Annotated in this window: 22 protein-coding genes; 12 read left to right on the top strand and 10 right to left on the bottom strand. The window is 35.2% G+C overall.

What is annotated here, in order from left to right:
- Positions 1-82: 82 nt before the first annotated feature.
- From J2Y40_RS02070 to J2Y40_RS02100, 7 genes are all read left to right on the top strand, one after another.
- Positions 83-589 carry a very short patch repair endonuclease gene (locus J2Y40_RS02070; RefSeq protein WP_309996404.1) on the top strand — a complete coding sequence of 169 codons (507 nt, stop codon included), beginning with the start codon at positions 83-85 and terminating at the stop codon, positions 587-589.
- Positions 590-713: 124 nt separating this feature from the next.
- Positions 714-2,294 (top strand): DNA cytosine methyltransferase, encoded by a 1,581-nt coding sequence (locus J2Y40_RS02075; protein WP_309996407.1) that lies wholly within the window; start codon positions 714-716, stop codon positions 2,292-2,294.
- A complete protein-coding gene (locus tag J2Y40_RS02080; RefSeq protein WP_309996410.1) occupies positions 2,278-2,895 on the top strand; it encodes a hypothetical protein in 618 nt (205 codons plus the stop codon). The genes J2Y40_RS02075 and J2Y40_RS02080 overlap by 17 nt, the downstream gene beginning before the upstream one ends.
- 2 nt (positions 2,896-2,897) lie before the next feature.
- Positions 2,898-4,367 (top strand): DUF262 domain-containing protein, encoded by a 1,470-nt coding sequence (locus tag J2Y40_RS02085; protein WP_309996413.1) that lies wholly within the window; start codon positions 2,898-2,900, stop codon positions 4,365-4,367.
- Positions 4,368-4,514: 147 nt separating this feature from the next.
- Positions 4,515-4,751, top strand: coding sequence for a DUF4357 domain-containing protein (locus J2Y40_RS02090; RefSeq protein ID WP_309996417.1), 237 nt, complete (start codon positions 4,515-4,517; stop codon positions 4,749-4,751).
- 157 nt (positions 4,752-4,908) lie between these two features.
- Positions 4,909-6,036: a 1-acyl-sn-glycerol-3-phosphate acyltransferase gene (locus J2Y40_RS02095; RefSeq protein ID WP_309996420.1), complete on the top strand. Its 1,128-nt coding sequence runs from the start codon at positions 4,909-4,911 to the stop codon at positions 6,034-6,036.
- A gap of 448 nt (positions 6,037-6,484) precedes the next feature.
- Positions 6,485-7,030, top strand: a complete 546-nt coding sequence (locus tag J2Y40_RS02100; protein ID WP_153394122.1) for a hypothetical protein — start codon at positions 6,485-6,487, stop codon at positions 7,028-7,030.
- Positions 7,031-7,327: 297 nt separating this feature from the next.
- On the opposite strand, the gene J2Y40_RS02105 is transcribed toward J2Y40_RS02100, so the two are convergent.
- The 10 genes from J2Y40_RS02105 to J2Y40_RS02150 all read right to left on the bottom strand — a co-directional run bounded on the left by J2Y40_RS02105 (position 7,328) and on the right by J2Y40_RS02150 (position 16,497).
- Complete coding sequence (locus J2Y40_RS02105) at positions 7,328-8,812, bottom strand: serine hydrolase (protein ID WP_309996423.1); 1,485 nt, start codon at positions 8,810-8,812, stop codon at positions 7,328-7,330.
- 89 nt (positions 8,813-8,901) lie between these two features.
- Complete coding sequence (locus tag J2Y40_RS02110) at positions 8,902-9,498, bottom strand: helix-turn-helix domain-containing protein (RefSeq protein ID WP_309996426.1); 597 nt, start codon at positions 9,496-9,498, stop codon at positions 8,902-8,904.
- A gap of 94 nt (positions 9,499-9,592) precedes the next feature.
- Entirely contained in the window at positions 9,593-10,843 is a 1,251-nt protein-coding gene (locus J2Y40_RS02115; protein ID WP_309996428.1) for an MFS transporter, read from the bottom strand.
- Between the two features lie 188 nt (positions 10,844-11,031).
- Positions 11,032-11,544 (bottom strand): GNAT family protein, encoded by a 513-nt coding sequence (locus J2Y40_RS02120; RefSeq protein WP_309996431.1) that lies wholly within the window; start codon positions 11,542-11,544, stop codon positions 11,032-11,034.
- A 60-nt stretch (positions 11,545-11,604) separates the two neighbouring features.
- On the bottom strand, positions 11,605-12,552 hold the full coding sequence (locus J2Y40_RS02125; protein WP_153394112.1) for a hypothetical protein: 948 nt from the start codon (positions 12,550-12,552) through the stop codon (positions 11,605-11,607).
- Positions 12,553-12,640: 88 nt separating this feature from the next.
- Positions 12,641-12,841, bottom strand: coding sequence for a hypothetical protein (locus J2Y40_RS02130; RefSeq protein ID WP_153394110.1), 201 nt, complete (start codon positions 12,839-12,841; stop codon positions 12,641-12,643).
- 15 nt (positions 12,842-12,856) lie between these two features.
- Positions 12,857-13,057 carry a hypothetical protein gene (locus tag J2Y40_RS02135; protein ID WP_309996434.1) on the bottom strand — a complete coding sequence of 67 codons (201 nt, stop codon included), beginning with the start codon at positions 13,055-13,057 and terminating at the stop codon, positions 12,857-12,859.
- A gap of 22 nt (positions 13,058-13,079) precedes the next feature.
- Positions 13,080-14,381: a radical SAM protein gene (locus J2Y40_RS02140; protein ID WP_153394108.1), complete on the bottom strand. Its 1,302-nt coding sequence runs from the start codon at positions 14,379-14,381 to the stop codon at positions 13,080-13,082.
- A gap of 30 nt (positions 14,382-14,411) precedes the next feature.
- Positions 14,412-15,371, bottom strand: coding sequence for a hypothetical protein (locus tag J2Y40_RS02145; RefSeq protein ID WP_153394106.1), 960 nt, complete (start codon positions 15,369-15,371; stop codon positions 14,412-14,414).
- Entirely contained in the window at positions 15,361-16,497 is a 1,137-nt protein-coding gene (locus tag J2Y40_RS02150) for an AAA family ATPase (RefSeq protein ID WP_153394105.1), read from the bottom strand. The genes J2Y40_RS02145 and J2Y40_RS02150 overlap by 11 nt, the downstream gene beginning before the upstream one ends.
- 1,051 nt (positions 16,498-17,548) lie before the next feature.
- On the opposite strand from J2Y40_RS02150, the gene J2Y40_RS02155 reads away from it, so the two are divergent.
- The 5 genes from J2Y40_RS02155 (at position 17,549) to J2Y40_RS02175 (ending at position 24,807) form a co-directional block, all read left to right on the top strand.
- Positions 17,549-18,430, top strand: a complete 882-nt coding sequence (locus J2Y40_RS02155) for an AraC family transcriptional regulator (RefSeq protein ID WP_309996442.1) — start codon at positions 17,549-17,551, stop codon at positions 18,428-18,430.
- An 82-nt stretch (positions 18,431-18,512) separates the two neighbouring features.
- Complete coding sequence (locus J2Y40_RS02160) at positions 18,513-19,235, top strand: FAD-binding oxidoreductase (RefSeq protein WP_309996445.1); 723 nt, start codon at positions 18,513-18,515, stop codon at positions 19,233-19,235.
- Positions 19,236-19,363: 128 nt separating this feature from the next.
- Positions 19,364-21,259 carry a DUF262 domain-containing protein gene (locus J2Y40_RS02165; protein WP_309996448.1) on the top strand — a complete coding sequence of 632 codons (1,896 nt, stop codon included), beginning with the start codon at positions 19,364-19,366 and terminating at the stop codon, positions 21,257-21,259.
- Between the two features lie 3 nt (positions 21,260-21,262).
- Complete coding sequence (locus J2Y40_RS02170; RefSeq protein WP_309996451.1) at positions 21,263-23,653, top strand: DUF262 domain-containing protein; 2,391 nt, start codon at positions 21,263-21,265, stop codon at positions 23,651-23,653.
- Positions 23,654-23,781: 128 nt separating this feature from the next.
- Positions 23,782-24,807 carry a hypothetical protein gene (locus J2Y40_RS02175; protein ID WP_153394095.1) on the top strand — a complete coding sequence of 342 codons (1,026 nt, stop codon included), beginning with the start codon at positions 23,782-23,784 and terminating at the stop codon, positions 24,805-24,807.

Here is a 24,807-nt window from a genome sequence, read left to right on the forward strand (position 1 = left end):
AAAAGATATATCTTACTTTTATAATTTATTTTTTCTATCCTAATATTTTTATCAGATACTATGATTTAAGTAAATTTATTTCATGGATATTTGGAATAAAAAGAAAAGATCAGAAGTAATGGCCAAAATACGGTCAACCAATACCAAACCCGAAATGTTGGTTAGGAAATTTCTTTTTAGCAAAGGTTTAAGATATAGGATAAATTATAAAAAATTACCTGGAAAGCCGGACATTGTTTTCTCTAAATATAAAACTGCTATTTTTATTAATGGTTGCTTTTGGCATGGACATGAAAATTGTAAAATATCCCACATACCCAAAACCAATTCCACCTTTTGGAAAAATAAAATTGAAAAAAATAAAATTAGAGATTATAATAATATACAAGATAATCTTCTACTTGGTTGGAGTATCATTATAATATGGGAATGTGAGATTAAACCACAAAATTTAGAAAAACTTTATGATAAAGTAAAAGAAGTATTAGACTCTAAAAATAATTCTTTTTTTAAAATAAAATTGTACGATATAGTTAGTGAAAATGTTTCAAAAATTAAAGAAGATATTGTAGAATACAAGAAAAAATAAAACAATAATTCTTAAATCATAAATATAATATTTTACTAAAATCTTAAAACACTTTAAAGAAGAAAATATGATTTTATAAAATTTTTTTTCTTCGTATTATTGCAATTACTATAATATTTTATAAATGAAAAAACTTACGCATATAGAGTTGTTTGCTGGTTGTGGTGGAATGAATTTAGGATTAGAATCAGCAGGATTTGAACTCTATTTTGCTAATGAGGTTTCACCAATGGCTAGTGAGACCTTTGCTTATAATTTCTTAAATGAAAATTTAACAGAGTTATCAGAAAACAATACCAGTCCTGTTCATACATTATGGGTATGTAGTGATTATGCAAAGGATAATTTAAAAAACAGATTAAGAGAGAATCCTTTCTCAGGTAATAAAAAGATAACTGATCTTACTAAAGAAGCTAACTTAGGAGGGAAGCTTTTAGTTGGGGATATTGATAAGCTTCTTTCGTTTTTAATAAAAAATAGAAAATACAAAGAATTACAGAAATTAAATATTGATTTAGTATCTGGAGGGCCACCTTGTCAAAGTTTCAGTTTAGCAGGAAAAAGAGAAAAGAATAATTCTAAAAACTTACTCCCATTATCATTTGCTAAGTTTGCAGGTTTAACAAAACCTAAAGTTGTATTACTTGAAAATGTAAAAGGCATTACAGCACCATTTAATGAAGACAATGAACAATATTTTGCTTGGTTAGAAGTTTCTAAAGCATTTTCTTTAGAAGGTTTTGTCCCATTGTGCATGATGGTTAATTCTAAATTTTTTGGTATACCGCAAAATCGTCCAAGATTTATATTACTTGCATATAGAAAAGATATTTTTGACAAGCTGTTTAATAATACTACAGATACAATAAAAAAAGAAGTTTTAACTTTATCAAGAGCTTTTTATGAAAGAGTTAATAATAGACAACTTAATATAAATGACATTAAGGTAAGCGATTTTAAATATTATGATATTGAAGAAGACCCTAATCTTTTTGATGGCCAGCTATTTCCGAAAATAAATAAAACTGTAGAAACTTTTACATCAGTCAAAGATGCTATTGGGGATTTATCAGATAATAATGAAAGTAATGCTTATAAAATATTGCTGGAAGATCTATTTGATACAAAAATATCTCAACAATTATCTAATTTTGAGATACGCCATCATAATTCTATAACTCAAGCGAGGTTTAGAGTATATCAAATCTTAGAAAAAATTTCCATAGATTATAAAAAAAATATTATAAATTTATTACGTGGAAAAGAAGTTATAATTAATGAAATTGATCTCTTTAATGCTATAAGTTCTTTTTTATTTATCATTCCATCTGCTAAAAATGAAAAAAGAATTGAACGTAAACTAAAAGACTTTGAAGACTTAAAAGTACTAATGAAAAAACTAGAAACCAAAAAACATACTCAAAAAGCTTTAATTGAGAATATGCCCGCACCTGCACAATTAACGATTCCTGATGATATATGTCATTATGATTTCAACAATCCTAGAGTATTAACAGTACGAGAAATGGCAAGAATACAATCATTCCCTGATTGGTTTGTTTTTAAATCAAAGACAACAACAGGAGGAGATGCTAGAAAATTTGAAGTTCCGCAGTATACACAAGTAGGAAATGCTGTACCTCCTCTTTTGGCATATGAACTAGGGAATCTAATTAAAAATACTTTAAATGGTCTTACTCAATGATTTTAAAAAGGAATGTATTGCTTACCAATCAGATATTATAGTTCAAAAACATTTAATCGAAGGAGAATCTTTTTTCTTCAGAGAAATTCTTAATCAATCGGAATTTGATTTTAAAAAAGATATTTCTACGATTTTAAATGCACATTTAAGAGAGGTCGTAATAGTAGGTTCGGGAAAATTAGGTTTTAGCATAAAACCTGAAAAAGGAACGGGGCTTTATATGTTTAAAGATTTTGACTTTAATTATAATCGTGATAATAAAAATGAAAAATCTGATTTAGATATTGCCATAATTTCTTCTGAATTATTTGATAGGGAATTTAAAAATTTATATTATCATACATCATATTATAGTGAAAGCTTTTTATCTATTTGGAAAGATAGAAATGCATTAGCTAAATATGTGCTAAAAGGAAGACTAGCTACTCGGTTTTTTCCTAGTGACTTTAGGTTATCAAAAGAACTGAAAGATGTACAAAGCAAATATCAAAAATTATATGGGAGAATCATAAATTTTGAAATATATAAATCATGGTTTTATTTTGAAACCTATCATGAAGAAAATATAAAAAACATTCAAATTAATTTAATTAGTCATTAATCATGAAATTGAAAGAAAGTATACCCTCAAATACATTAAAAATTATTGAATTATATAATAAAATTGAATCTGGATTACTGGATACCTCACCAGATTTTCAAAGAAAATTAGTTTGGAAAAAACAACACAAATATGCTTTTATTGAAACTATATTGTCAAATTTTCCATTTCCGGAAATATATATAGCCAGCTCGGAAATTGATGTTGTAAGTTTACAAAGTAAAGAACTCGTAGTTGATGGGCAGCAAAGACTAAATGCAATTGTAGATTATATTAAAGGGAGAAATGATTTTCAAAATCAGAGAAAAATCCCATCTTTTGATTCTTTAACTATTGATGTTAAAAAGGAATTTTTAAATTATCCTGTTTCTGTTAAAGATTTAAAAGATATAGGGAGGGATAATATTAAGGAGATCTTTAGAAGAATAAATAGTACAGAATATTCCTTAAACTCTAATGAAATTTTAAATGCCCAATATGGAGATGGGGAGTTTGCAATATTTTGTAAACTTTTAGCTGAAAAAGATTTTGTTACTGAAGAAGAAATGACGGATGTTATTATTGAAAAAGAAGAAAAAGACTTGGTCACTTCATTTTTTTATGAGAACAATATATTCTCAGATAATGATGTCAAAAGGATGTTTAATTCGCAATACTTGATGCTTATTTCATCTACAATACTTGAAGGAAAATATTTTGGAAGAAATTCTAAAATTAACCATTATTTGGAGTATTATAATACTGAATTTGAAGAATATCAAGTCGTATTAAAAAGTATAATAAATTCTATAAAAATAATTAAAGAATTAAAATTATCAAAAGATAGTTATTGGTATAATAAACCTAATTTATTCACTCTAATAATTGAACTTCATGATGTTAATCTCAAAGATTTGTCACTTAACAAATTCGAAAGGAATCTTTTAGATCTAGAAGAAAAAGTAGATATATATTTCAATGGTGATGATGAGGCTGACATCCAATTATTATCAGCTGATGAAACTAAATTTTTTGAGGTTTCAAGACAAGGTAGTCATGAATTTGCATCTAGAGAACATAGGGCAAAAGTTATTAGAGAATTTATTGATAATTCATTAAGCTCAAAAGATGATAATGAAGGTAATAATAAATTTCCAATAGCTATTGACCATGCTATACTAATTCCAACGTTAACAGGTCTAAAAAAAAGCATTATGGATGCTACTTCTAATGTTAGGGAATTTTTCAAAAAGAATCAGATACATGATTATGAAACACAAGAGTTTGGTCCTCAAAACAAAATTATACTTGACGGCTATTTTGTCAATGATACTGAAGAAAAATTAACATCTATTTCACTTTATAGATCTAATGGAAGAGGTGATTATAGGATTTGGATGTCTAATTTAAATACTTTTGCAGAAGCAGAAGATACGCTTGCAATTACGGTTGAAAATCAAAAGATTAAGATATATAATCTTACAAGGGATTAGCATAAACATTAACTCATTCCAATATATTGTATAGTCTTAATTAACTACATTTTTTTATAAAGAATTCACCTACTGTGAAAAAATTAAAAAGTCTAAGGAAGCAAAGAGGCTATACAGAAAATTATATATCTAATAATTTATATAGAGATGTTTCCAACTACTGTAGAACAACTGTCATTACCAGAGGGAATTGTATCAGAACGGAATAAAATGCTTTCAGAAGGAATATTACAGATAGAAGACGGTTTTTTTTATAAACTGACCAGAGATTATATCTTCAATTCCTCTTCAAGAGCAGCAGCTGCCACATTAGCCAGATCAGCAAGCGGTCCTTTGGAATGGAGAACAGAAGATGGAATCCAGTTAAAATATCTGGAAATTTAATTCAACAAAATCCTCTTTAGAAGTAATCTTTTTAAGAGGGTTTTTTATTTCTAACCAATTACTCCTACGCCATTCATAATACTTTAACATCCTTTATAGCCGCATCCCAGATAAATTTTCGTTCTTTTGCAAAAAGTTTTTAATCTTAAATAATTGCATGTCGAAGTTTGATGAAATCCGGTTTTTTGATGATCATGAAGTGAATGGAGCATTGGCGGGAATAGCCCGGGACCCTATGATGAAAGCGCTGATGAACTTTACTTTCCCGGACAGAGAAGAGGAAGTTTGGCAGGAACAGCTGAAAAATGTTCATTCTACGAGTGATTTTCAAACCCATTTCATTGCCCATACCGTTCGTCAGATCCTTGCGAAAAGCTCTGATGGCTTAACGACTTCAGGCTTCGACCAACTGGATAAAAATACGCCATATCTTTTCATTTCGAATCATCGGGATATTGTGCTGGATACTTCACTGCTTAATCTGGCTTTGCTGGAAAGCGGCCATATTATGACGGCTTCCGCCATTGGGGATAACCTTGTCCGCAGGAAGTTTTTAAATGTCCTGGCCAAGCTGAACCGTAACTTTTTGGTTCAGAGAGGACTTTCGCTTCGTGAGCAGCTGAAAAGTTCCCAAACCATGTCGGAGTATATTGATCAGCTTTTACATGTCCAAAAACATTCAGTATGGATCGCCCAACGGGAAGGCCGCACAAAAGACGGGAATGACTCTACCCAACAGGGCGTTTTAAAAATGTTGGCCATGGCCGCTGGAGACCAGCCGTTGATGGAGTATTTCAAAACCCTGAAGATCGTTCCTATCTCTATTTCCTATGAATATGATCCTACAGATTCACTGAAAATGCCTCAGTTACTGGCTCAGCACAGAGAAGAGGAATATATTAAAGGTAAGAATGAAGATTTTACCACCATGCTCAGTGGAATTTTAGGCCAGAAAAAACGGATCCATCTGCATGCCGGCAATGTTCTTAATACAGAACTGGATGAAATTGCAGCAGAGATTGAGAATAAAAATAAGCAGCTGCAGGCTGTTGCCCAGGTAATAGACGATTCTATTATCCGGAACTATAAGCTTTGGCCGACTAAATTTATCGCCTACGATCTGCTTCGGAATAGCGATACCTATGCTTCTCAATATACGGAACAGGAAAAACAGCTGTTCGCAAGGAGACTTGAGATGCGTATTGATCCGTCTGATCCTGTTTCAAAAGAATATTTCCTGGCGATGTATGCCAATCCGCTGATCAATAAAACGAAACTTCAGTAGTAATTCTGTTTTTGCTGATTATAGCTGTGATTTCCTAGCAAAAATAACCCTATTATCTGCCACGAATGCACGAATAAAATTAACACTTAAGTTATTTTTAGTTTAAATACTTTTTGCATAGAAGTTCACTTAAGCTTTTAAAAATCTACGATTTTTATCAGATAAAAGATCTGCTCAATCTGCCGGATCAGCGAGCAAATAAAACATTTATAAAGATCTGGGAATTACATATAATTGCAGAATCTATTCAATAGAGGCGGACTTTAGTCCGCCTAAATAATAAAAAACAATCCATTGGCTTCAGCCAAATCCTATACAGTCATTTGTGAAATCGGTAATAAATAAAAATACGTGGCAATAAAAAAGAACATTAACAACTTCCATACTCAGTCTCCATCTTCCCGATTTTAATCAAAAACCTTATCTTCGCACTACAAAACCTGACAATATGAAAAAAATAATCTTCCTCGTTTCAGCGGTATTCATATTAAATTCCTGTGTAGTAAGAACTGCCGCAAAAGTGGTAACCGGTGCTGCAACACTCGGATATAAAGCTGTAAAAGGTACTGTAAACGGGATTAGCTGGGCAGTAAGCAAAGCCAAAGGGAAAATAGATGAAGACCGCCTGGACGGAACCTGGAAAATAGTAGGGGTATACCGCGGTTCCTTTGAAGACTTTTCAAAAGATCAGAATCCGGATGCCTCATTTACTTCAGACTGTACAGAAAGCTTTGATCAGATTATTTTTAAGGCCAAAAAATCGAAGTTCAAACCGGTGCACTGCAGCTCCGATAAAGAAGACTGGGTAAAATATTCCCTTGAATTCGGGAAAAATCCTCTCACCAAAGAAAAAGAAAACTATATTGAGTACAATTCCAATAACTATATCTCTGTGATTGATGTCAATAATAAAACGATGGTTTTGGAGGGAAATGTAATGCCTAAGCTTGCCTTTTCCGGAGCCAAATTATATCTGCTGGAGAAAGTGAAGTAGAACGATTTAATCCATAATGAAGTCGTCGTAAAGTCATAATAAAGCCTGCTTATTCAAAATTAAAGCAGGCTTCTTATTTTAGTTTCCTCTAGATTTCTTAGATTGCATGGATGTTTGTTTTTTAAGCTCAGATTAGGCATATTGGGCAGACCTTTTGTTGGAAAACGCAATAGGCGCAAGGATTTAAAGCATTATGTTGTTTTTAAGGCGTAAGAAAACCGAAGGTTTTCAGCAGGTTTCTAGAGTTGTGATTAACAGGTTTTGCAGTTGCTTATGTTGATTTCAAGATGGTGTTGATCATTTATTTTCTATCTCTGCAATTTTCTTTCCCTGTTCACCCAGATAATGGATTGCCAGCTTTTCATATACTTTATACCCGTCATCCGTATTGGTAAATATCAGAATTCCTTTTCCCGATTTTGGAAGAACAATCGCAATACATCGGGTGCCAAGATCCGCACCTCCATGGGCCAGAGCATATTCACCATTGCCGAGATCATAGATTTCAAAACCTAATCCAAAATACTTATTCTCCTTGGTTTTAACCTGTCTTTTGATCATTTCCTGAAAGATATCCCGCTTCAGAAGGCTGCCTTTCATTACACTTACTATAAAATTTCCATAATCTTCTATGGTGGTATGCAGATCGTCGGCAGCATTGGCTGTTTTTGTTTTTTCAACCGGATAGGGGAGGCTTTCTTTGTTATATCCGATGGCAAATCTTGATTCATCTGTATTTTTATCCCATACGTAATTGGTATCACCCATTTTGAGAGGTTCAAAGATCAGTTCTTTGGCTAATTGATCAAGTGTTTTTCTGAACTTACTTTCCAGAGCTTTTTTCAGGTATTCAAAGCCTTCTCCGGAATATTGGTATTTTGTTCCGGGATCGAACTGGAAGCTTAGTTTTTTATCTGGATTCATCCATCTCCAGTTAGGAAAACCGGTCTGGTGGCTCAGAATTAGTCTGGTTGTTAGTTTTTTATGTCGGGGATCATGGGCGATATCCGGATCTGTCCAGTAGGATGCAAGAGGTTCATCCAGTTTCCATTTTCCAAGACTGATCAGACGTAAGGCAACCATTGCCGTTACAGGCTTGGTAAGAGAGGCTACGTTAAAATAGGTATTATAGGGTGCTGAAACATCTTTTTTTATTTCACCAAAGACTTTGATCTGTTTGAGTTCACTTCCTTCAATGATCCCTAATCCAAGGGTAGGAATATTAAATTTTTTCAACAAGTCTTCAATGTCCTGATCATTTTCAGAAGAAGCATCTTCAGAAGCCTGCTTTGCCTGATGATCGAAGCTCAGAGATTTCCTCAGTCTCCAGTTTCCGTTTTCCAAAAACCAGAAATTAGTAAATTGGGCAGAACCCACTAATTGTTCAGGCTGATGGTTGATACTTTCATAAAACTGATGAGCTCCATTCTGAATGACAGCATAAAGTTCTCCGTTTTTGTACATCGGATAAATTTGAGTGCTGTTGCTGATAAGAGCCCGTTTGGCACGATAAGTTTCCGGAGATTTGCATAAACCATTTCTGAAATCTGTCATGAACTTCTTCTTATCAGAAATACCGTCTTTGTCGTGATAAAATTCAAGCTGGTCACTTAGCAGGTTTTCCATCTGCTTAAAATCACAGGTGTTGAAGCCAACTGAAAAAAGGAGGCTGTCTCGGGATAGGATGGTTTTATAAATGGTGCTTGTTTTGTCAGCCTGCGCTTTGGCAGTATTCAGGAAAATAATAATAAAACAGAACAGTATCTGAGTATACTTTGTCATGATTGAAAAATTTTGACAAAGATTAGGATTTCCGTTGTTTTTATCCTAAAAATGAACCTGACAAAAACCCGCCAAAGTCCTGTCGGGATTTATATCATGTTGAAATTCAGTTTGAAATAAAGTTTTTTATTCCTGTCTATGGAAGCTGCGTTTCGGAGGATGATAAATATATTAGACAGTACAATCAGGATCATAAGAATCAATGTAAACTGTCTTCCGAGTTTTAAAAAGATACCCAGCATAAATACAATGGGAGCCATGGCTGTCCATATCATCTGGACGGAAATAATCTGTCTTGCCAAAGTGTTTCGCTGCTTGAGTGCAAACATCAGAAGGAGAGGAGCAAGGATGTTCAGGGGAGGAAGGACTACAAACAACAGCGACGAAAGATTGATGAGTTTGATCTTTGCATAATTGATCCCGGGTTCTTCTTCCATGGTTTGAATTTCTGTCTCCGGTTTTACTTCTGTCTCTTGTTTTGAAGTATCAGTTTCAGGAACAATCATTGTTTCCTGTAATGAACTTTCCGGTATTTCCAATGCCTGGGCCAGCGCTCTCAATGTATGTCCTTTGGGTTCAGTTCCGGATTCGATCCGTTGAATGGTTCTTACCGAAATTTTAGATTTTTCCGACAGTTCTTCCTGCGTCAGATTTTTCTGTTCCCTTACAGCTTTTAATTTAGACATAACAGTGGTTATTCTGAAATATATTTTTAATTAATTTCTGACCGCTAAATTACATTTTTTCAGATCTGGATACAAACTCGCATCGGAATACGTGTTATTTATATTCTTCCGGCGATTTATTTTTTTCATTTTCCGATGTCGAGTTTTTTTCTTCGGAAAGTTTTTGGGTGTAGGTGTAATATATTCCTGATAAAGCGATTATTATTAGTAAAGAAATGGTCAGCCATAACCTGCTGAAACCATAATTTTCGGCAATAAACGATCCTAAAAGTGGAGAAAGGAATAATGCTATCGAAAATATTCCTCCGAATAAGCCCATATAGGCCCCTATATTTTTGCCTTCTGCCCGGATAGACGTGATCGCTGATAAAAATGGGATTACCAATACATTGGAAAAGGAGATAAAAGTAACTGACAGAATAATGAGATATGGGTGTGAATAAAAAGCCAGTATCAGATAACCGGTACAGAGTGAGAGTAAACCCAATACCACTGTTTGAATGGTACTGAAGGTTTTAGCCGCCCAATTGACCAGAGGCATTTCAACAATGAAAAGCAAAATACCGCAATAGCCGAATATCATTCCGATCTCTATTTTGGAAAGCCCGGTATGTTGATAAAACAGAGGCAGTGTACTGAACAGCTGCATAAGGCACAGGGCATAGATAACACAAAAAGAAATGAAAATAAGGAATGCCGTATCTCGGTAAGGAGAGCGAAAATGCTGAGAGGTAATCATTTTGTCCGCAGATATACGATGGTCTTTATTTCTGAAGTACAGATACATTATGCTTCCTGCTATACATGCTGCGGCAGCGTTGACATAAAATATCAGACTATAAGAAACAGAAGAGAGAATACCTCCTAAAGAAGGACCGATAAAAAAACCCAGATTGAGAGCCAGCCGGTTGAGTGAAAAGGCACGGGCCCTGTTTTCTGCTGAAGAATATTTGGTAATGGCAACTGCATTGGCCGGAAGAAAAGTCTCACTGATGGTACTCTGTAAAAAAAAGATCAACGACAGAAAATAGATGTTTTTTATTTGAGGAATCAGTAAAAGTCCTGGGATACAGATAAAAAGACTGAAGACCTGAACCTTGAAGTATCCGGTTCTGTCGGTCAGTCTTCCGCCCAGATAAGCCCCCAGAATAGCCCCCAGGCCATAAAAACTTAATATGGCCCCCGTTTCTTGTAGGGAAAGGCTCAGCTCCTCCGTTAAGTAGACTCCAAGAAAGGGCAGAACCATAGATCCTGAACGGTAGATCAGCATAATAATGGACAGCATCCAGGATTCCTTTGCTAATCCTTTATAAGCGTCTGAAAAAAAAGTGATGATATTGCTCATGTCATTTTAAGTTCAGAATAGTTCTTGAAAGATTTTTCCAGAAAACAATATGCTTCTTTTACAGTATTTCAATTGAATAATCTCCGGAACCATGAAAAATATCATCAGCCCTGTCTCTCTGATATGGATGGGCCAGTAATGACCAATAGAGGAGCAAAAGATTTTTCGGATTCCGGAGTTATTACAGATTAAACGTTCCTGATCAGCAAATAGAAATGATGAAGATCATAGAACTGATTATTTTTATAAACAGCATCAATAGAGATTCCTTCTTCAATAAAGCCATTGTTTTTCAGTACTTTCATAGAAGCTGTATTATATTCGAAAACTCTGGCAAAAATCCGGTTCAGATCCAGGTTGTTTACCGCATAGTCAATCAGTTTTTTTGTTGCTATGCTCACTATTTTCTTCCCCCAGTATTCTTCCCCGATCCAGAATCCGAGTTCTGCACTTTTTCTGTACACGTCAGGCTGTTTAATAAGACTTATCATTCCTGCAAAATGGCTATCGTATTCTATCGCAAATGTCAGCTGAGGGTCTTCCGAAGATATCATATCAATAAATTGAAAAGCATCTTTAAGAGTATAAGGATGGGGGAATATATCCCTCATATTGTCCCATATATTTTTATTATCAGCTAACCTGCTTAATGTGGCTGCATCGTTCACGGACAGTTTCCTTAAAATGATTCTATTATCCATTGTACATTAATTTTTAAAAGTCTGATCATGCTGACGGGTAAGAAAAACATGCTGTTACACTCAGATGCTGTAGATGTTGAGTGAATTTTTAAGCGGCTCCAGTGAGGACTTCAAAATATCTTCTACTGATTCTTTCCCTTTATCGAGTACGCTCAGCAAATATTCGTTGGTAAGTCTGTTTTCTCTGAAAGGACGCAGTTCTTCGGATAAAATACTGAAAAACTTCATTTTTTCCTCAAGGCTGAGCACATTCTGTTCCAGAGCCTGGGATAGATCTTCTCTGTGCAGCGAGTTATACCATTCCTGCAGTACTTTTTTATCCTGTATAGACATAATTTTTGCTTCCAGATCCTCCATGTCTTCACTCAGGAAAACACAGTTTTTCTGGATCATGTATTTACCGTCAATTCCATTGATGTATCCGATCTTTGACGGAAGATATTGGGGAACACCAATGGAAATGCCATTCCGTCTTTTCAGGTTTTCTGCTATCTCTTCCATAATATAAATATAGCCGATAATCTCTTCTCCTCCCTGGAAGTAATCTGCATTAAGGCTTAATGCCATCGCTGCAATGCCTATCTGGGGGTATAGCCATTCGGTAACAGACGGATAATTGCTCAGGCCAAGTTCTTTTCTCTGATATGACTTCAAAGATCCCAGGAATGAGTTCTGATACAGGTGATTACAGTATTCTACATCAATAACGGTGCTGTAGTACAGCATATGTTCAAGGAATAAATGAGCAATATCCGATGTCAGAAGAATATTATTGTTTTCTACATCGAAACCTGAATTGATGAAATCCTGTACGACAAATAAAGTCCTGTTCTGGATGTATTCTCTTTCTTTCGGGTACATAAAATAGGCCAGAAGATCATCAAGGACTACAAATGTATTGTACTCATATTGAGATTCTGCCAGGGATTTCATCGCTCCGAAATAATGTCCTAAATGTCTGGGTCCGGTTACCGGGTTGTGTGCACTGATTAAATTTTTTCTTTCCATTTTTATTAATTTTTTTATGATTTGGTAAATATAGAGACCAATACATTGGTCCCTATATTCTATTAAGGAATTACTTTTTTAATAAGACTTATTCGCAGTCCTGTTTGATATCACTGTCATGAATGATGATATTTTCATCTACCATATTCATCATTCTGAGTTTGTCTCTCGTGATTTCCAAGGGAGTGCTCAGCATAGGCTTTACATTCTCAAAAACCGGAGTGGCTTTACTATCAAGGGATTTTACTTTCCCTTTGATCTCTTTGGTGTTTTCTTTCAGGGTTTTCATTGTTTTGTCATTTAATTATTCACAATCCTGTTCGATATCACTGTCGTGAATGATGATGTTTTCATCTACCATATTCATCATTCTAAGCTTGTCTCTAGTGATCTCCAGAGGAGTACTCAGCATAGGCTTTACATTCTCAAAAACCGGAGTGGCTTTACTATCAAGGGATTTTACTTTTCCTTTGATCTCTTTGGTGTTTTCTTTTAAGGTTTTCATTTTAATAAATTTTGATAGTTAATTATAGCAATTCCTTAATATTTGCTGTTTTTCCGAAATAATTGTCGCTGGTTGTCAGATTTCGCCATTCATTCATTTTATCAGATTTCTGCCAGACCTGGATAAGATCATTTCCAATGATGCTTCCGGCATTCCATTCATGGTCGTTTTCAACATCCACTCTTTTAAGTTTTACAGAAACATAACACTGGCCCTGGGGCGTAATTCTCATTAGCCGTTCCCCTGTTCTCGTCAGTAAAGGCTGGTCATTGATCAGATTTCTGAAAGTATCTTCACTTACGTCATTCACAATTTCCTGCCACGCAGAGTCAGCAGGCTTAATGATTTTTTCATCTACGAGCTGTTTGAGCTGAAGATTAGCTTCATACAACTCTTGATTGTTGGGCATATCTTTCTCTAAATTAAGTGCTCTTCCCGCTATATAAAGAGGAGCGAAGCTGTATCCAATCGGCTTGTAAGGGGCGATAAGCTTTCCTATATTGTAGATATCATCTTTATTATGTTTTGTGAGTACGGTTCCTACAATAAACGGGACGTGATGCCTGTGAAGCAGATCCATACCCTTCATAACCTTCTGAAAATTTCCTTTACCGCGGTACTGCTCACAGAGTTCCCGTGTTGAACCGTCGAGTGTGGTCTGCAGGAAAACAAAATTCTTCAGCTTACTTAAATGGATAATATCATTTTCCGTAGTTAAAGTCAGGTCAGAACCTATCGATACCATCAGACCAAGCTGATCCGCATATGATACCATTTCCAGCAGATCATTTCTTCTGGTAAAAGGGTCTCCACCGGTAAAACGGACATAATAAACCCCGGAATCAGAGATGTTTTTAATCACCGGAAGCCATTCTTCCACAGATAGTTCCAGAGAAATATCAACACGTGGATTGCTGAAATAAGAGCAGTAAGAACATTCTCTTGCACATTTATTGGTGCTTTCAATCTCTACCCCCAGAGGAGCGTAAAAATATTCATCCGAAAAGTGCTCGTCCGGAACATCTTCGAAATAGAAAACAGGCTCTTCCTTAAAAATCTGATTTTCGAATTTCAGGCAGATATCAACTCTTTTCAGGAGGCTGACAAAGCTTTCAATCTCTTCAGGAAGAACATTGGAAATATCAAAATCTTCTGATATCTTCTCATAGATCTCAGGAATACTTTTAGGGGTTTTCAAAGCCAGAATGATCTGATAACCAAGTCTGTTGAAAAACCGGACCGATTTTCTTTTATTAATGAGAACAATGCAGCCGAAACCTTCTTTCCGTACTTTTAATTGCGGGTTTAAGATGAATCTTTCCATATTATTTTGTTTTTTAGTAGTTAAATTTTTTCAGAGAATGTTATAAATTTCTCTTTTCATGGTCCTGATATGGCCGGAAAACTGATCTTTTACAGATTCATAATTGCTGGTAATAATTTTATCAAGATCATCTATTTCCAGCTGGTTTTCCCTGAAAGGCCTCAATTCATTAACCAATATGTCTTTAAGCAGATTTTTGAGATAAGTAAAATCCTGATCGGCAGAATAAAATTCAAAAACATTCTGATGGCCTGCAGAGGTCAGCCAGTCCTCAATAACCTTTTTATTGTCAATTTTGTCAATTTTTTCGACCAGAGAATCTTCATCCTCCGATAAAAAAATACTGTTGTGCTGAAACATATACTCACCATCCAGGCCCAATACATAGCCATTTCTTGCAGGTTCGTATAAAGGAGGATAATTATAATCGTTGTATACTTTTTTGATATTATTTTTAATGATATTCATAATATAAGTGTAGCCTATGATTTCTTCTCCTCCCATAAATAATTCGGTTTCCAGAGCAAATGAAATCGCTGGTATGCTCAGCTGAGGGTAGAGGAGTTCAAAAACGGAAGGATACAGATTAAGGCCAAGTTCATCTCTCTGATAAGATTTGAGTCCTCCTAAAAATGAATTCTCATACAGATAATGGCAAAACTTGAAATCTATAAAATCGGAGTAAAAAATAACCAGTTCCATAATTTCAGGCATAAAGGAACTTGTCAGAACAATACGGTTTTTTTCAAAATCATATCCACAGTTGATGAAATCCTGCAGTACGAAATAAGTTCTGTTTTTAATGGCTCCGGCTTCCTTGGGATTCATGAGTATGGCCATGACATCATCAATAACAAGAAATGATTCATGCTGACTCTGGCTGTTAACAAAATCTTTCATAGAGCCCCAGTAGTGCCCCAGATTTCTTGGTCCGAAAATAGGGTTTTGCACACATACCTGCTTCAGTTTGTAGGTGATATTATCTTCCATAGCTATTGGTATAAAATAAGTTGATAAATTCCTTTGTCAATTCCACTTTATGATGTTGAATATCGCTGATAATGGAGGGGATGATGACTTCCAGTATCTCTTCAGATTTAGAGTTATAACCCTGTTTTTTCATAGAGCCGGCCTCTTTTATGTAAGAGTTCAGTAGTTTTAATTTCTTTTTTTGTTCTGCGAAATTTTTTTTATTGATCTCAAAAGTTTCAATAATCTTCTCTTTGGTCTCCTTTACCAGACTGATATTGATATCCTGCTTATTCTTAAAAATATCTTTAAACAGCGGATCATTATTTAAGTTATCATGGAAATCTTCTTTATATTCCAGTTCAATAAGAGCATCAGAATATTTAAATTCATTATTCATCACCAGGCTTGAGCATGCCAGATCCACAAGGTCAATGGCCTTATCCGGAAAATAGGAGTCCTTTATGTTTTTAGTAAGCTTTACGGCTTCCAGAACAGCCTCGTCATTGATCAGTACTTTATAAAATTCCTCATACCGGTGTTTCAGCTTTTTGATGATGAGGTAAGTAACATAGTCTTCCGGTTCTTCGATGGTTACCTTGTGAAACCGTCTGTCCAATGCTTTGTCAAGAAAGATAGAACTGTCATACTCCATAAAAGTAGTTGCCCCAATCAGCTGGATATCACCCCTGGCAATATAAGGTTTGAGCAGGTTTACAAAATCTACCGACCCTTCAGAGGCTCCGGCTTTCATAATCGTATGCAGTTCATCAATAAACAGGATCACTTCACTGCGGCATATTTCTTTCAGGAGCTCTTCCGCCCTTTCTTCAAACTCGCCTCTGTAACTTGTTCCGGCCAGCATTGTAGACATTTTGATTCCATACACTTTTTTATTTTGAAGCCCGTCAGGAACCTCATTCCGAACAATCATCTGGGCAATGCATTCCACAATGGCCGTTTTTCCTACACCGGGATGTCCCAGCAGAATGACATTGTTTTTAACCCTTCTGCATAATGTTTCAATAATTTTCTTAATCTCAATATTTCTGTAAAAAACAGGGTCATAGCGGTTGGATTTTGCATGCTCATTAAAATTAACAGCATACTTATCTATTGCCGAAATGTGAAGGGTAACATTTTCCATTGGATGATACTGGTTTTAATGGTTAATTATTCATTAGTTTTATATAATGCTGACAGTTATCTTAATGCTGTTTTGGCTCCATTCCCTTTATTAATGGGAGTTAATGTGAATTATGTTATCTACATTATAATTATAAATCAATCCCAGAAATATTTTAAAAAATGCATAGAAAAAACCTGCTGCCAACTTGAAAAGTTTCAGTAATTTCAAAACATAATATGTCCAGGCTGATTTTTAGTTAAGGAGTAGCTGAGCTCCTTAACTTACACAGCAGAGCCTTTAAGGGTTTCAGGAAGGTATAAGGAGTATATTACAGATAATAATATAACCTCGACCTATGTATGGCTAGTCTTTTTCGATTTTATTTTACTATAAAAGGGATATTGATGATTAATTTTTCCAGTTGAATACAAAGCTGTATTCCGGTAAAATCCGGATTTGAAGAGTGACCTGCAAATCTTAATTGGAAACTACGGATTCCCAAAGAATTAAAGTTTTTCTCTGCCTGAGAGTGCCTAGGCGTGTCTGTAAAGTAAACAGACCGATGGTTTCAGATTATTTTGTTTTTTAGCGAAAGTTCTGCATGATGATCAAAGAAGAAGAGTATATTTTTTGTTGAACTTCTTTGATTCGGAAGCAGGTTTTAGCCTCTATACAAATCCTGAAATACTTTTGCCGGAGACCATGTCTGCAGCAGTAAAATTATTTGCCTTTTTCATAAAAAAATATTTTTAACGTTGGTTTGTTTATGCAATATACAAAATATTTATCACAACATGTAGAATTATATGATTATTTTTCATATTTCCTGAAACCCTTTGTGTAAGCTGTTTTTTGCACCAAAAAAAATATTTGAAAGTAGAATTAATGAAAAAATACCTGAAAATGCATTAAAAAAGTATTGAAAAAAAGATTCTTTTTATTTTCCGGAATCTTATCTTTGTTTGCGGAAAAGCCTCAGGAAGTTGAATACAGTCAGCGGGTGATCTTAAAAAAATAGAGCACTACACTTCAGGATTATTAACTTTCTTTCTTTTAATGAATTTATATCATGACCAAAGCGAAACAATCTATTCCTACCTATGATCTTGACGATATCTTACAGCGGGGTTTCATTGTTGAGAGGATGGATAATCGGGCCAAACATTCTGAGGAAATCCTCGTGGATAAAGGCGTCCATCGTGACAGCCATTATATTTTCACCTTTATGAAAAGCGGCCATGTAAGAATGATGGTAGACTTTAACAGGGTGGAGGCAGAAGGGGCCTCCATGTTTTGTGTACTGCCTGGCCAGGTACATCAGGGACTTCTGATGAAGGAGGTTTCCGGATGGTTTGCAGCCGTGAAGGTAGATCTGGTTCCAGACACTGTACGAGCGGTGTTTGAAGAATCTTTAACTGAAATAGAACCATTGCCCGTTGAGGAAAAATGGATGGACCTGTTGGATCGTTCTGCAGAGTTGCTGAATAAGTGTTGTACAGGTGAAGTGTTCTCTGCTCAACGGGGAACCCTGGTGACAAGATCCCTTCTGAATGCTTTTACGGAAATGTTTGCGTTGATTTATATTCAGAATACCGGCCCGGAAATATCAAACGAAAGCCGTTCTCTACAGCTGACCAGAGCGTTCAGAATTTTGGTAAGGAAGAATTTTAAAACTATGAAAATTCCATCTGATTATGCAGGCCTTCTTAATATTTCACGAAGTTATCTTACAGAGGTGATCCGGGAAATAACAGGAAAATCAGCACAATACTGGATTCATCAGGAAATTTTGATCGAAGCAAAAAGAACTCTGTTTTTTACCCGCCTTACTGTAAAAGAGATTGCCTATGAACTTGGATACAGTGATCATGCTTATTTTACAAGGCTTTTTTCTAAATTAGAAGGAAAACCACCTTCAGAATTCCGTGAAACCAATCAAAAGCAAGGATAAACCACGTTTTGTCCAATCATTACCACGAAACAGCTATCGGTATATTTTCATTTTAAGGCTTCCTTTGCAGTAAAAAATAAAGATGCCAAGTTTGCCAAAATGGATCAATGACACTGTAGAAAATGTCTGGTCCTCAAAATTTAAAGAATGCACGGTTACCCATATAGAGTCTGTTTCAGAGAACCTTCGCAGACTTCGTTTCAGCACCGATCTGATTAATGTTGATTTTGAACCTGCCTATGCCATCGGAATCCGGGTGAATGAAAGGGACTTCCGGAATTACTCACCACTGAACTTTAACAAAACAGAAGGAACTTTTGATGTGGTATTTCATCTTCATGATACCGATGCCGTGGGAAGTAGCTTTATCAGCGGTTTATCTTCCGGAGATTCCATAAAAATCCTTATGCCCAGAGGAAAACGCTTTTTTGAGCCCGATGCTAAAATCCATTTTTCCATTGGTGATGAAACCTCGTTGGGAAGTTCTCTTTCTATTAAACAAGCGGCTGAAGAAACAGGTGGTTCTTTTGTCTGTCTTCACGAACTTGAAGATCCTGCCGCTTTGGAAATATTCGGACTTTTCGGATACCACACTCCCAAAAATTCCCCATTGGAAATTATAGAAGCCCTAAATGACTTTCTGAGAGATGAAAAAGAAACCATTCATAATGATGAGGTTATATTTTATCTCACCGGAAACGGAAACACCATGTCCCTGGTCCGAAAATTTCTTAAAGCAAAAGGAGTTGCTCCTAAATGCATCCGGTCACAGGCTTACTGGATTGAGGGAAAGAAAGGTCTGTAAAATTTCTTCAGAAAATACGTTTTCCCGTAATCAGGAATTAAAGATTTTGAGTATACTTGCGGTAGTTTAGCAAATAAGCACTGTGGAAGCTTATTGTAAAAATAAAAACAAACCTGAAAACATACTGCATGAAAGATAATACACTGCTTTTGATGCCTGTTCGCGGATTAAACAACAAAAGTTTTATCATAGAAAAATACCAGCGGGGATATAAATGGGGTAAGAAAGAGATTCTTGAACTGTTAAATGATATTAATGAATATGATGATACAAAAGGAATCTACTGTATACAACCTGTAATTCTGAAGCCGCTGGGAATCGATAAACAGGAATATGAAGGAAATAGTCTGTCTCTCGAAAATGAAGTGATTGACGGGCAGCAGAGGATGACAACAATTTATATTTTACTGCATTATCTCCGTTCTCTTGGTGCGTATGAAGACATCATCCGGTATTCTATTCATTATAAAATCCGGGAAAAAAGCGGAGAGTTTCTTTCTAAGAAGCTTACTGAAATGTTCAGTTATATCCCTTCACAAATCAATGAGGATCTATTAGAAGATAAGAATTATAAATATGTAGCTGAAGCCAATAACAGCTGGAAAGATTTTGTAACGGCAAACAGACATTTTGATAATGTAGACATTTATCATTTTTTTATCGTTGGATATTATATAAAAAACTGGTTTGAACAGTGCCTGGAAAGTGATAAACAGAAATGTTTTATCGAAAAACTGCTTCATCATGTTCATGTAATATGGTATTCTTTAGATGATGCTGTAAGTGATCATGGAGTTATTGACGTTTTTCTGAACAACAATAAAGGAAAAATATCTTTAACAACTTCCGAATTGATTAAAGCGCTGTTTATTCTGGATATTTCAAATAAAGAAAGCAAAGCCGTTGCCGAATATAAGATCAATCGTTTTGCTCTGGAGTGGGATCAGGTGGAAAAAAAGCTTCAGGACGATACATTCTGGTACTTTATACAGCCTGATTCAGAGAGATATAACAAAGGAACCCGAATTGATTATCTGTTTGATTTAAAACTGAAACAAAATTCCCGTAATGATGATACTTTAGCTTACCGCAAATATGAAAAGTTTTTCGATGAGCTAAAAGATGACAGGGAAGGAGCATTCCAGGCAAAATGGGATGAAATTATACAGCTCTTCAATAAACTGGTAGATTGGTATAATGATTCATTTTTCTTTCATTATATAGGTTATTTAACGGTGACGGGCTTAAGCAGTCTTCAGGATATTCTGGATTTAAGCAAAGGAAAAACCAAAAAGGTTTTCCAGGAGAACCTTAAAGACAGAGTCAAAGAGAAATTTGGAAAAACATTCAGAAAAGACGATCGTGATATTCTGGCTTATGCTGTAGAAAATCTTCATTATGATGATTTTTACAAACAAACCCAAAACGTACTTCTTTTGTATAATGTTCTCTATTATGTAGATAAAATGTCAGCGAATAAATTTCCGTTTGAGCTGTATGTCAATGAGAAATGGAGCATAGAACATATTGTTCCGCAGAAACCCAAAAACCTTGAAGATTTTGAACAGTATAGATTCTGGATTAAAGATCAGCTGGAATACAGAAAAGAAAATACAGAAATTTCTGACGCTGAAAAAACGATTCTAGATGAGCTGGAAAACAAAAACAGCTTTGAAGAGCTTAAGAAAGATAAAGAACTACAGGATCAGGTAGATAAGCTTATAGAGTCTTTTGAAGACAAAACACACCTGATATCAAATCTGGTACTGCTTGACCGGAATACCAACAGTTCATTAAGCAATCATCTGTTTAAAACAAAAAGAAACAAGATATTGGAATTTGACAGAGAGGGAAGGAATGATGATGATAAACCTGTATTCATTCCTGTAGAAACTCTTAATGCCTTTAATAAAACCTTTTCAGAAAATCTTAAGCTGGAACAGTGGTCGGGAGAAGACGGCGAAAAATATAAAAGTTCTATTGCAGAAAGATTAGAATACTTTTTACCAACAATTAATTCTTAAATCATGGTTGATCATCAATATAGTACATTTTGGGAAATAGTAACCGGTATAGGAATCGAAATTCCTGCCATACAGAGAGATTATGCACAAGGGAGAGATAGTGGCAGAATTCCGGTGATCAGAAGGAAATTTATCACTGCACTGTTGTCCGCATTGGAGAACAGCAGTCCATTAAGGCTTGATTTCGTCTACGGAAAAATTTATGGGGAAAAGAATGAGGAGGAGATCCGGAAAAACACATCGGCTATTACATCGCTTTTAAAAAGTATCCGGGATTATGCGGACAGTATTGATCTTATTGTTCCGGAAACTGGTGTTACTACCAAAAGCAATGATAACGGACAAAGTGTATTTCTGATTCCATTAGATGGGCAGCAGAGACTTACGGCTTTGTTTCTGATCCATTGGTTTGTTCTTTCAAAGTTGGGGAACAGAGATCAGCTGGGGCTGCTGAAAAGATTTAGGTATAAAACCAGAAAAAGCACAGAACTTTTTATAGAAATGCTTTGCAGCAAAGATGTTAAATTTCTCTTTGAAGATTCACTGAAAGAAGAGATCGTTAATCATGAAACATTTTCTAATACATGGCTGGATGATCCTACTGTAAAATCTATGCTGAATGTGCTGGAAGAAATACACCGTTACTTTAAAAAGAAGACTGAGCTGCCGGATTATCAACTGATCTGGAACAACCTTACAGGCCAGGAAATTCTGCATTTTGATTTTCTTAATCTTAAAAACTTCAGTCTGTCTGATGATTTGTACGTGAAAATGAATGCCCGCGGAAAAGAGCTTAGTGAATTTGAAAACTTTAAAGCCTGGCTGTTTGGAAAGATTGAACATGAAAAATGGGTCAGTGAAGAAAGGTGGGAAAAAGATTCCCTGAAGTTTGATGTTGAATGGAATGATCTGTTCTGGACTTACAAGAAGGAAACGGTTTTTGAAATAGACATGGCCTACTTTAATTTCTTTAAAATTGTATACGTAACCGACCTGGTGTTAAAAACCGATTTGGTTAATTCTGCTTTTAAAGAAGGTAAAAATAGAGAGGTTATTGAGGATATTATGAATAATACGGCAGATTTCGATTTTGAAATGATTTATCAGAATGATTTCAAAGATAAACTTGGATGTTATTTTGATGTTTTAAATTACTGTTCAGAAAATATTTTCGAAATGGAAGATTATGGAGGAGAAGTTTCTGGGTTTTTCAGATTCCTGTTTAATAATACATCGAAAATAGCATGGACTGATTTGATTAAAAATTATAGTATTATAGCTTTCATAGAAGCCAATTCTGATTCGGCTTTTGATAAAGACCATTTTAATGAATATTACAGGGTGTTATCTAATTTATATAACAATCAAACTTTTGATAGTCCCCAACTTTATAAAAATGCTCTGAGAGATATAAAAAAAATAAATAGATATATTAAGGAACATAATAGGAACACTCATCAATGGCTTTCAGATGTCAATGCGAATACATTCATATCTGTTTTCACTAAAGATCAGATAGAAGAGGAGATTTTAAAATCAGAATTAATCAATTCAGAATCTGATAAGACCTCTGAAGATTCATGGAATGCATTAATCCGTAAAGCAGAAGCACATCCTTATTTTAAAGGAAAAATCGGATTCCTGCTGAAAATGTCCAATAATGATAAAGATCTGTTTAGAACATATAGCAAAAAAATAGAACCGTTATTTGAAAACGATATTTTGAATAATAAAGATTATCTGCTGCAAAGAGCTTTATTAACCTTTGGGAACTATTTCGGAAGTAAGGGCAGAGGTAAAAGATCATTTTTCAAAAATGATGGTGAAACATATAGATCCAGAAGAGAAAACTGGCTGGGGTTCCTTACAGATAGCAAAAAAAATCAAATACTGATCTCTTTAGTTGATGATCCGCTCTATGATGATTCGGATATAAAGAACTCTTTGCAACTGATAATAGATCGGTATATCAGACAAAATCCGGAAACAACTTATATAAGTCAAAAGCTGTCAGACTTAAAATATCATCAGCTGTATATCTATTGTAAGAAATTATTTAAATATGGAGATTATGGTTTTATAAGGCTGGCTAATGAAAAATATGGTTACCAATTAAATGCAAGCACTACAGGTGGCTATTTTAACGATCTGCTCTGTGAATATATGAAGTTTACCTATTTCCATGATAATGATGCTGTCCTATCCCGTCGTACCAAAGGCTGGGAAAACAGTCCGTCAATCCTTGTCGGTAATGAAAGTTTGAAGCTGGTTCCTTATGAAGATGTTTTTATTGCTGAAGATGAAGAGTCGGGTAATGAAACTGGGCGTTTTCAGAGCTTTGATGAAGTTATAGATTATATTAAAAAAATTAGTTTGGCTATGGTTGAGCCATAAAACAGGATTCTGTATTCGGAGAATAAATACACTAAATTACGGGAAGCCGTAATTTTTTTTTTGAGCTTGTTTGTAGTTTCGGGCATTATAAAACTTTGTAAAAATCTGAAAACAACAACTCAATAATTATGAATAAAAAAACCACACCTGCGGATCTCTTTCTGGGGATTCTCGCACTGCTTCTCATCAGCGTAAGCTTTTATCAGACCTGGCTTGGATTACAGCAGATCTTTGGCCCCGCCTCGTTTATTATTGCTCTCGTTTTGTCTCTGCTGCTTCTTTTTCTGTGCTGGATGCTCAGAAACGCCAAACTCGAAGGAAAACCTACCGGAAGTCTGGTCGGGATCTATATTTTTATAGCATCATTCTGCTTTATTGCCAACTTTAACGCGCTCTACACCCGGTTTATGAAAACAGATATTTACACCAATGAACTGCGGGAAATTAATAAACTCTATACCGCTTTGGAAAGTGACGTAGAATCAAGGTTAAGCTACAAATACAACAAGGCAACCACACAGAATATCGAGATCAAGAAAAAACAGCTGATGGAACAGATCAAAGATCCGGGTAACAAAGGTATCGGAACCCGAGCTCAGGCTCTCATCAACGACATAGAAAAGCTTACCGGGCAAAAAGTTGATCTTCTGACACCCGTAGGAAATGATTACGCAGATCTGGCAGAAAGAATGGGACGGCAGATTGATAATATCATCTCAGATTTGTCTCCCGAAGAAAGAACTTTAAAAACAGACATCAACAATGCAGCCTCGAAATGGAGCAAAAATATACAGGAGCTCTTACTGTTGTCCAAAAAAGATAAAGACCTTCTGTCGCAAGGATTGATTGATGAGTCACTGGCAGAATATAACAAGCTCGGAAGCCGTGCCCAGAACGTTTTGGGAGCAGAAAAAATGCATTTTGAACCGGCAGTTTCACAAACTCAGGAAGTCGGAAAGATAGGATTTGCTTTTGAACACGCCGTGAAGAATTTCGGAATGTACCAGTTTGTTGTACTGGCAGGATGTATTTTACTTGATTTTGTAATTGTCATTATCATTTTGCTGGTAACAAGTCCTGACAACGGAAGAAACAGCGGCGGAAGTGTCTTCAGAAATAAAAGAAGCGGTAATACTTTAATTCCTAACAGCTAA

The organism is Chryseobacterium sp. 2987, assembly GCF_031456375.1.
Lineage (GTDB): Bacteria > Bacteroidota > Bacteroidia > Flavobacteriales > Weeksellaceae > Chryseobacterium > Chryseobacterium vaccae.

Coding starts and splice junctions, on each gene's coding strand:
- J2Y40_RS02070 (WP_309996404.1), top strand. CDS start 83: ATGGATATTTGGAATAAAAAGAAAAGATCAGAAGTAATGGCCAAAATA.
- J2Y40_RS02075 (WP_309996407.1), top strand. CDS start 714: ATGAAAAAACTTACGCATATAGAGTTGTTTGCTGGTTGTGGTGGAATG.
- J2Y40_RS02080 (WP_309996410.1), top strand. CDS start 2,278: ATGGTCTTACTCAATGATTTTAAAAAGGAATGTATTGCTTACCAATCA.
- J2Y40_RS02085 (WP_309996413.1), top strand. CDS start 2,898: ATGAAATTGAAAGAAAGTATACCCTCAAATACATTAAAAATTATTGAA.
- J2Y40_RS02090 (WP_309996417.1), top strand. CDS start 4,515: ATGTTTCCAACTACTGTAGAACAACTGTCATTACCAGAGGGAATTGTA.
- J2Y40_RS02095 (WP_309996420.1), top strand. CDS start 4,909: ATGTCGAAGTTTGATGAAATCCGGTTTTTTGATGATCATGAAGTGAAT.
- J2Y40_RS02100 (WP_153394122.1), top strand. CDS start 6,485: ATGAAAAAAATAATCTTCCTCGTTTCAGCGGTATTCATATTAAATTCC.
- J2Y40_RS02105 (WP_309996423.1), bottom strand. CDS start 8,812: ATGACAAAGTATACTCAGATACTGTTCTGTTTTATTATTATTTTCCTG.
- J2Y40_RS02110 (WP_309996426.1), bottom strand. CDS start 9,498: ATGTCTAAATTAAAAGCTGTAAGGGAACAGAAAAATCTGACGCAGGAA.
- J2Y40_RS02115 (WP_309996428.1), bottom strand. CDS start 10,843: ATGAGCAATATCATCACTTTTTTTTCAGACGCTTATAAAGGATTAGCA.
- J2Y40_RS02120 (WP_309996431.1), bottom strand. CDS start 11,544: ATGGATAATAGAATCATTTTAAGGAAACTGTCCGTGAACGATGCAGCC.
- J2Y40_RS02125 (WP_153394112.1), bottom strand. CDS start 12,552: ATGGAAAGAAAAAATTTAATCAGTGCACACAACCCGGTAACCGGACCC.
- J2Y40_RS02130 (WP_153394110.1), bottom strand. CDS start 12,841: ATGAAAACCCTGAAAGAAAACACCAAAGAGATCAAAGGGAAAGTAAAA.
- J2Y40_RS02135 (WP_309996434.1), bottom strand. CDS start 13,057: ATGAAAACCTTAAAAGAAAACACCAAAGAGATCAAAGGAAAAGTAAAA.
- J2Y40_RS02140 (WP_153394108.1), bottom strand. CDS start 14,381: ATGGAAAGATTCATCTTAAACCCGCAATTAAAAGTACGGAAAGAAGGT.
- J2Y40_RS02145 (WP_153394106.1), bottom strand. CDS start 15,371: ATGGAAGATAATATCACCTACAAACTGAAGCAGGTATGTGTGCAAAAC.
- J2Y40_RS02150 (WP_153394105.1), bottom strand. CDS start 16,497: ATGGAAAATGTTACCCTTCACATTTCGGCAATAGATAAGTATGCTGTT.
- J2Y40_RS02155 (WP_309996442.1), top strand. CDS start 17,549: ATGACCAAAGCGAAACAATCTATTCCTACCTATGATCTTGACGATATC.
- J2Y40_RS02160 (WP_309996445.1), top strand. CDS start 18,513: ATGCCAAGTTTGCCAAAATGGATCAATGACACTGTAGAAAATGTCTGG.
- J2Y40_RS02165 (WP_309996448.1), top strand. CDS start 19,364: ATGAAAGATAATACACTGCTTTTGATGCCTGTTCGCGGATTAAACAAC.
- J2Y40_RS02170 (WP_309996451.1), top strand. CDS start 21,263: ATGGTTGATCATCAATATAGTACATTTTGGGAAATAGTAACCGGTATA.
- J2Y40_RS02175 (WP_153394095.1), top strand. CDS start 23,782: ATGAATAAAAAAACCACACCTGCGGATCTCTTTCTGGGGATTCTCGCA.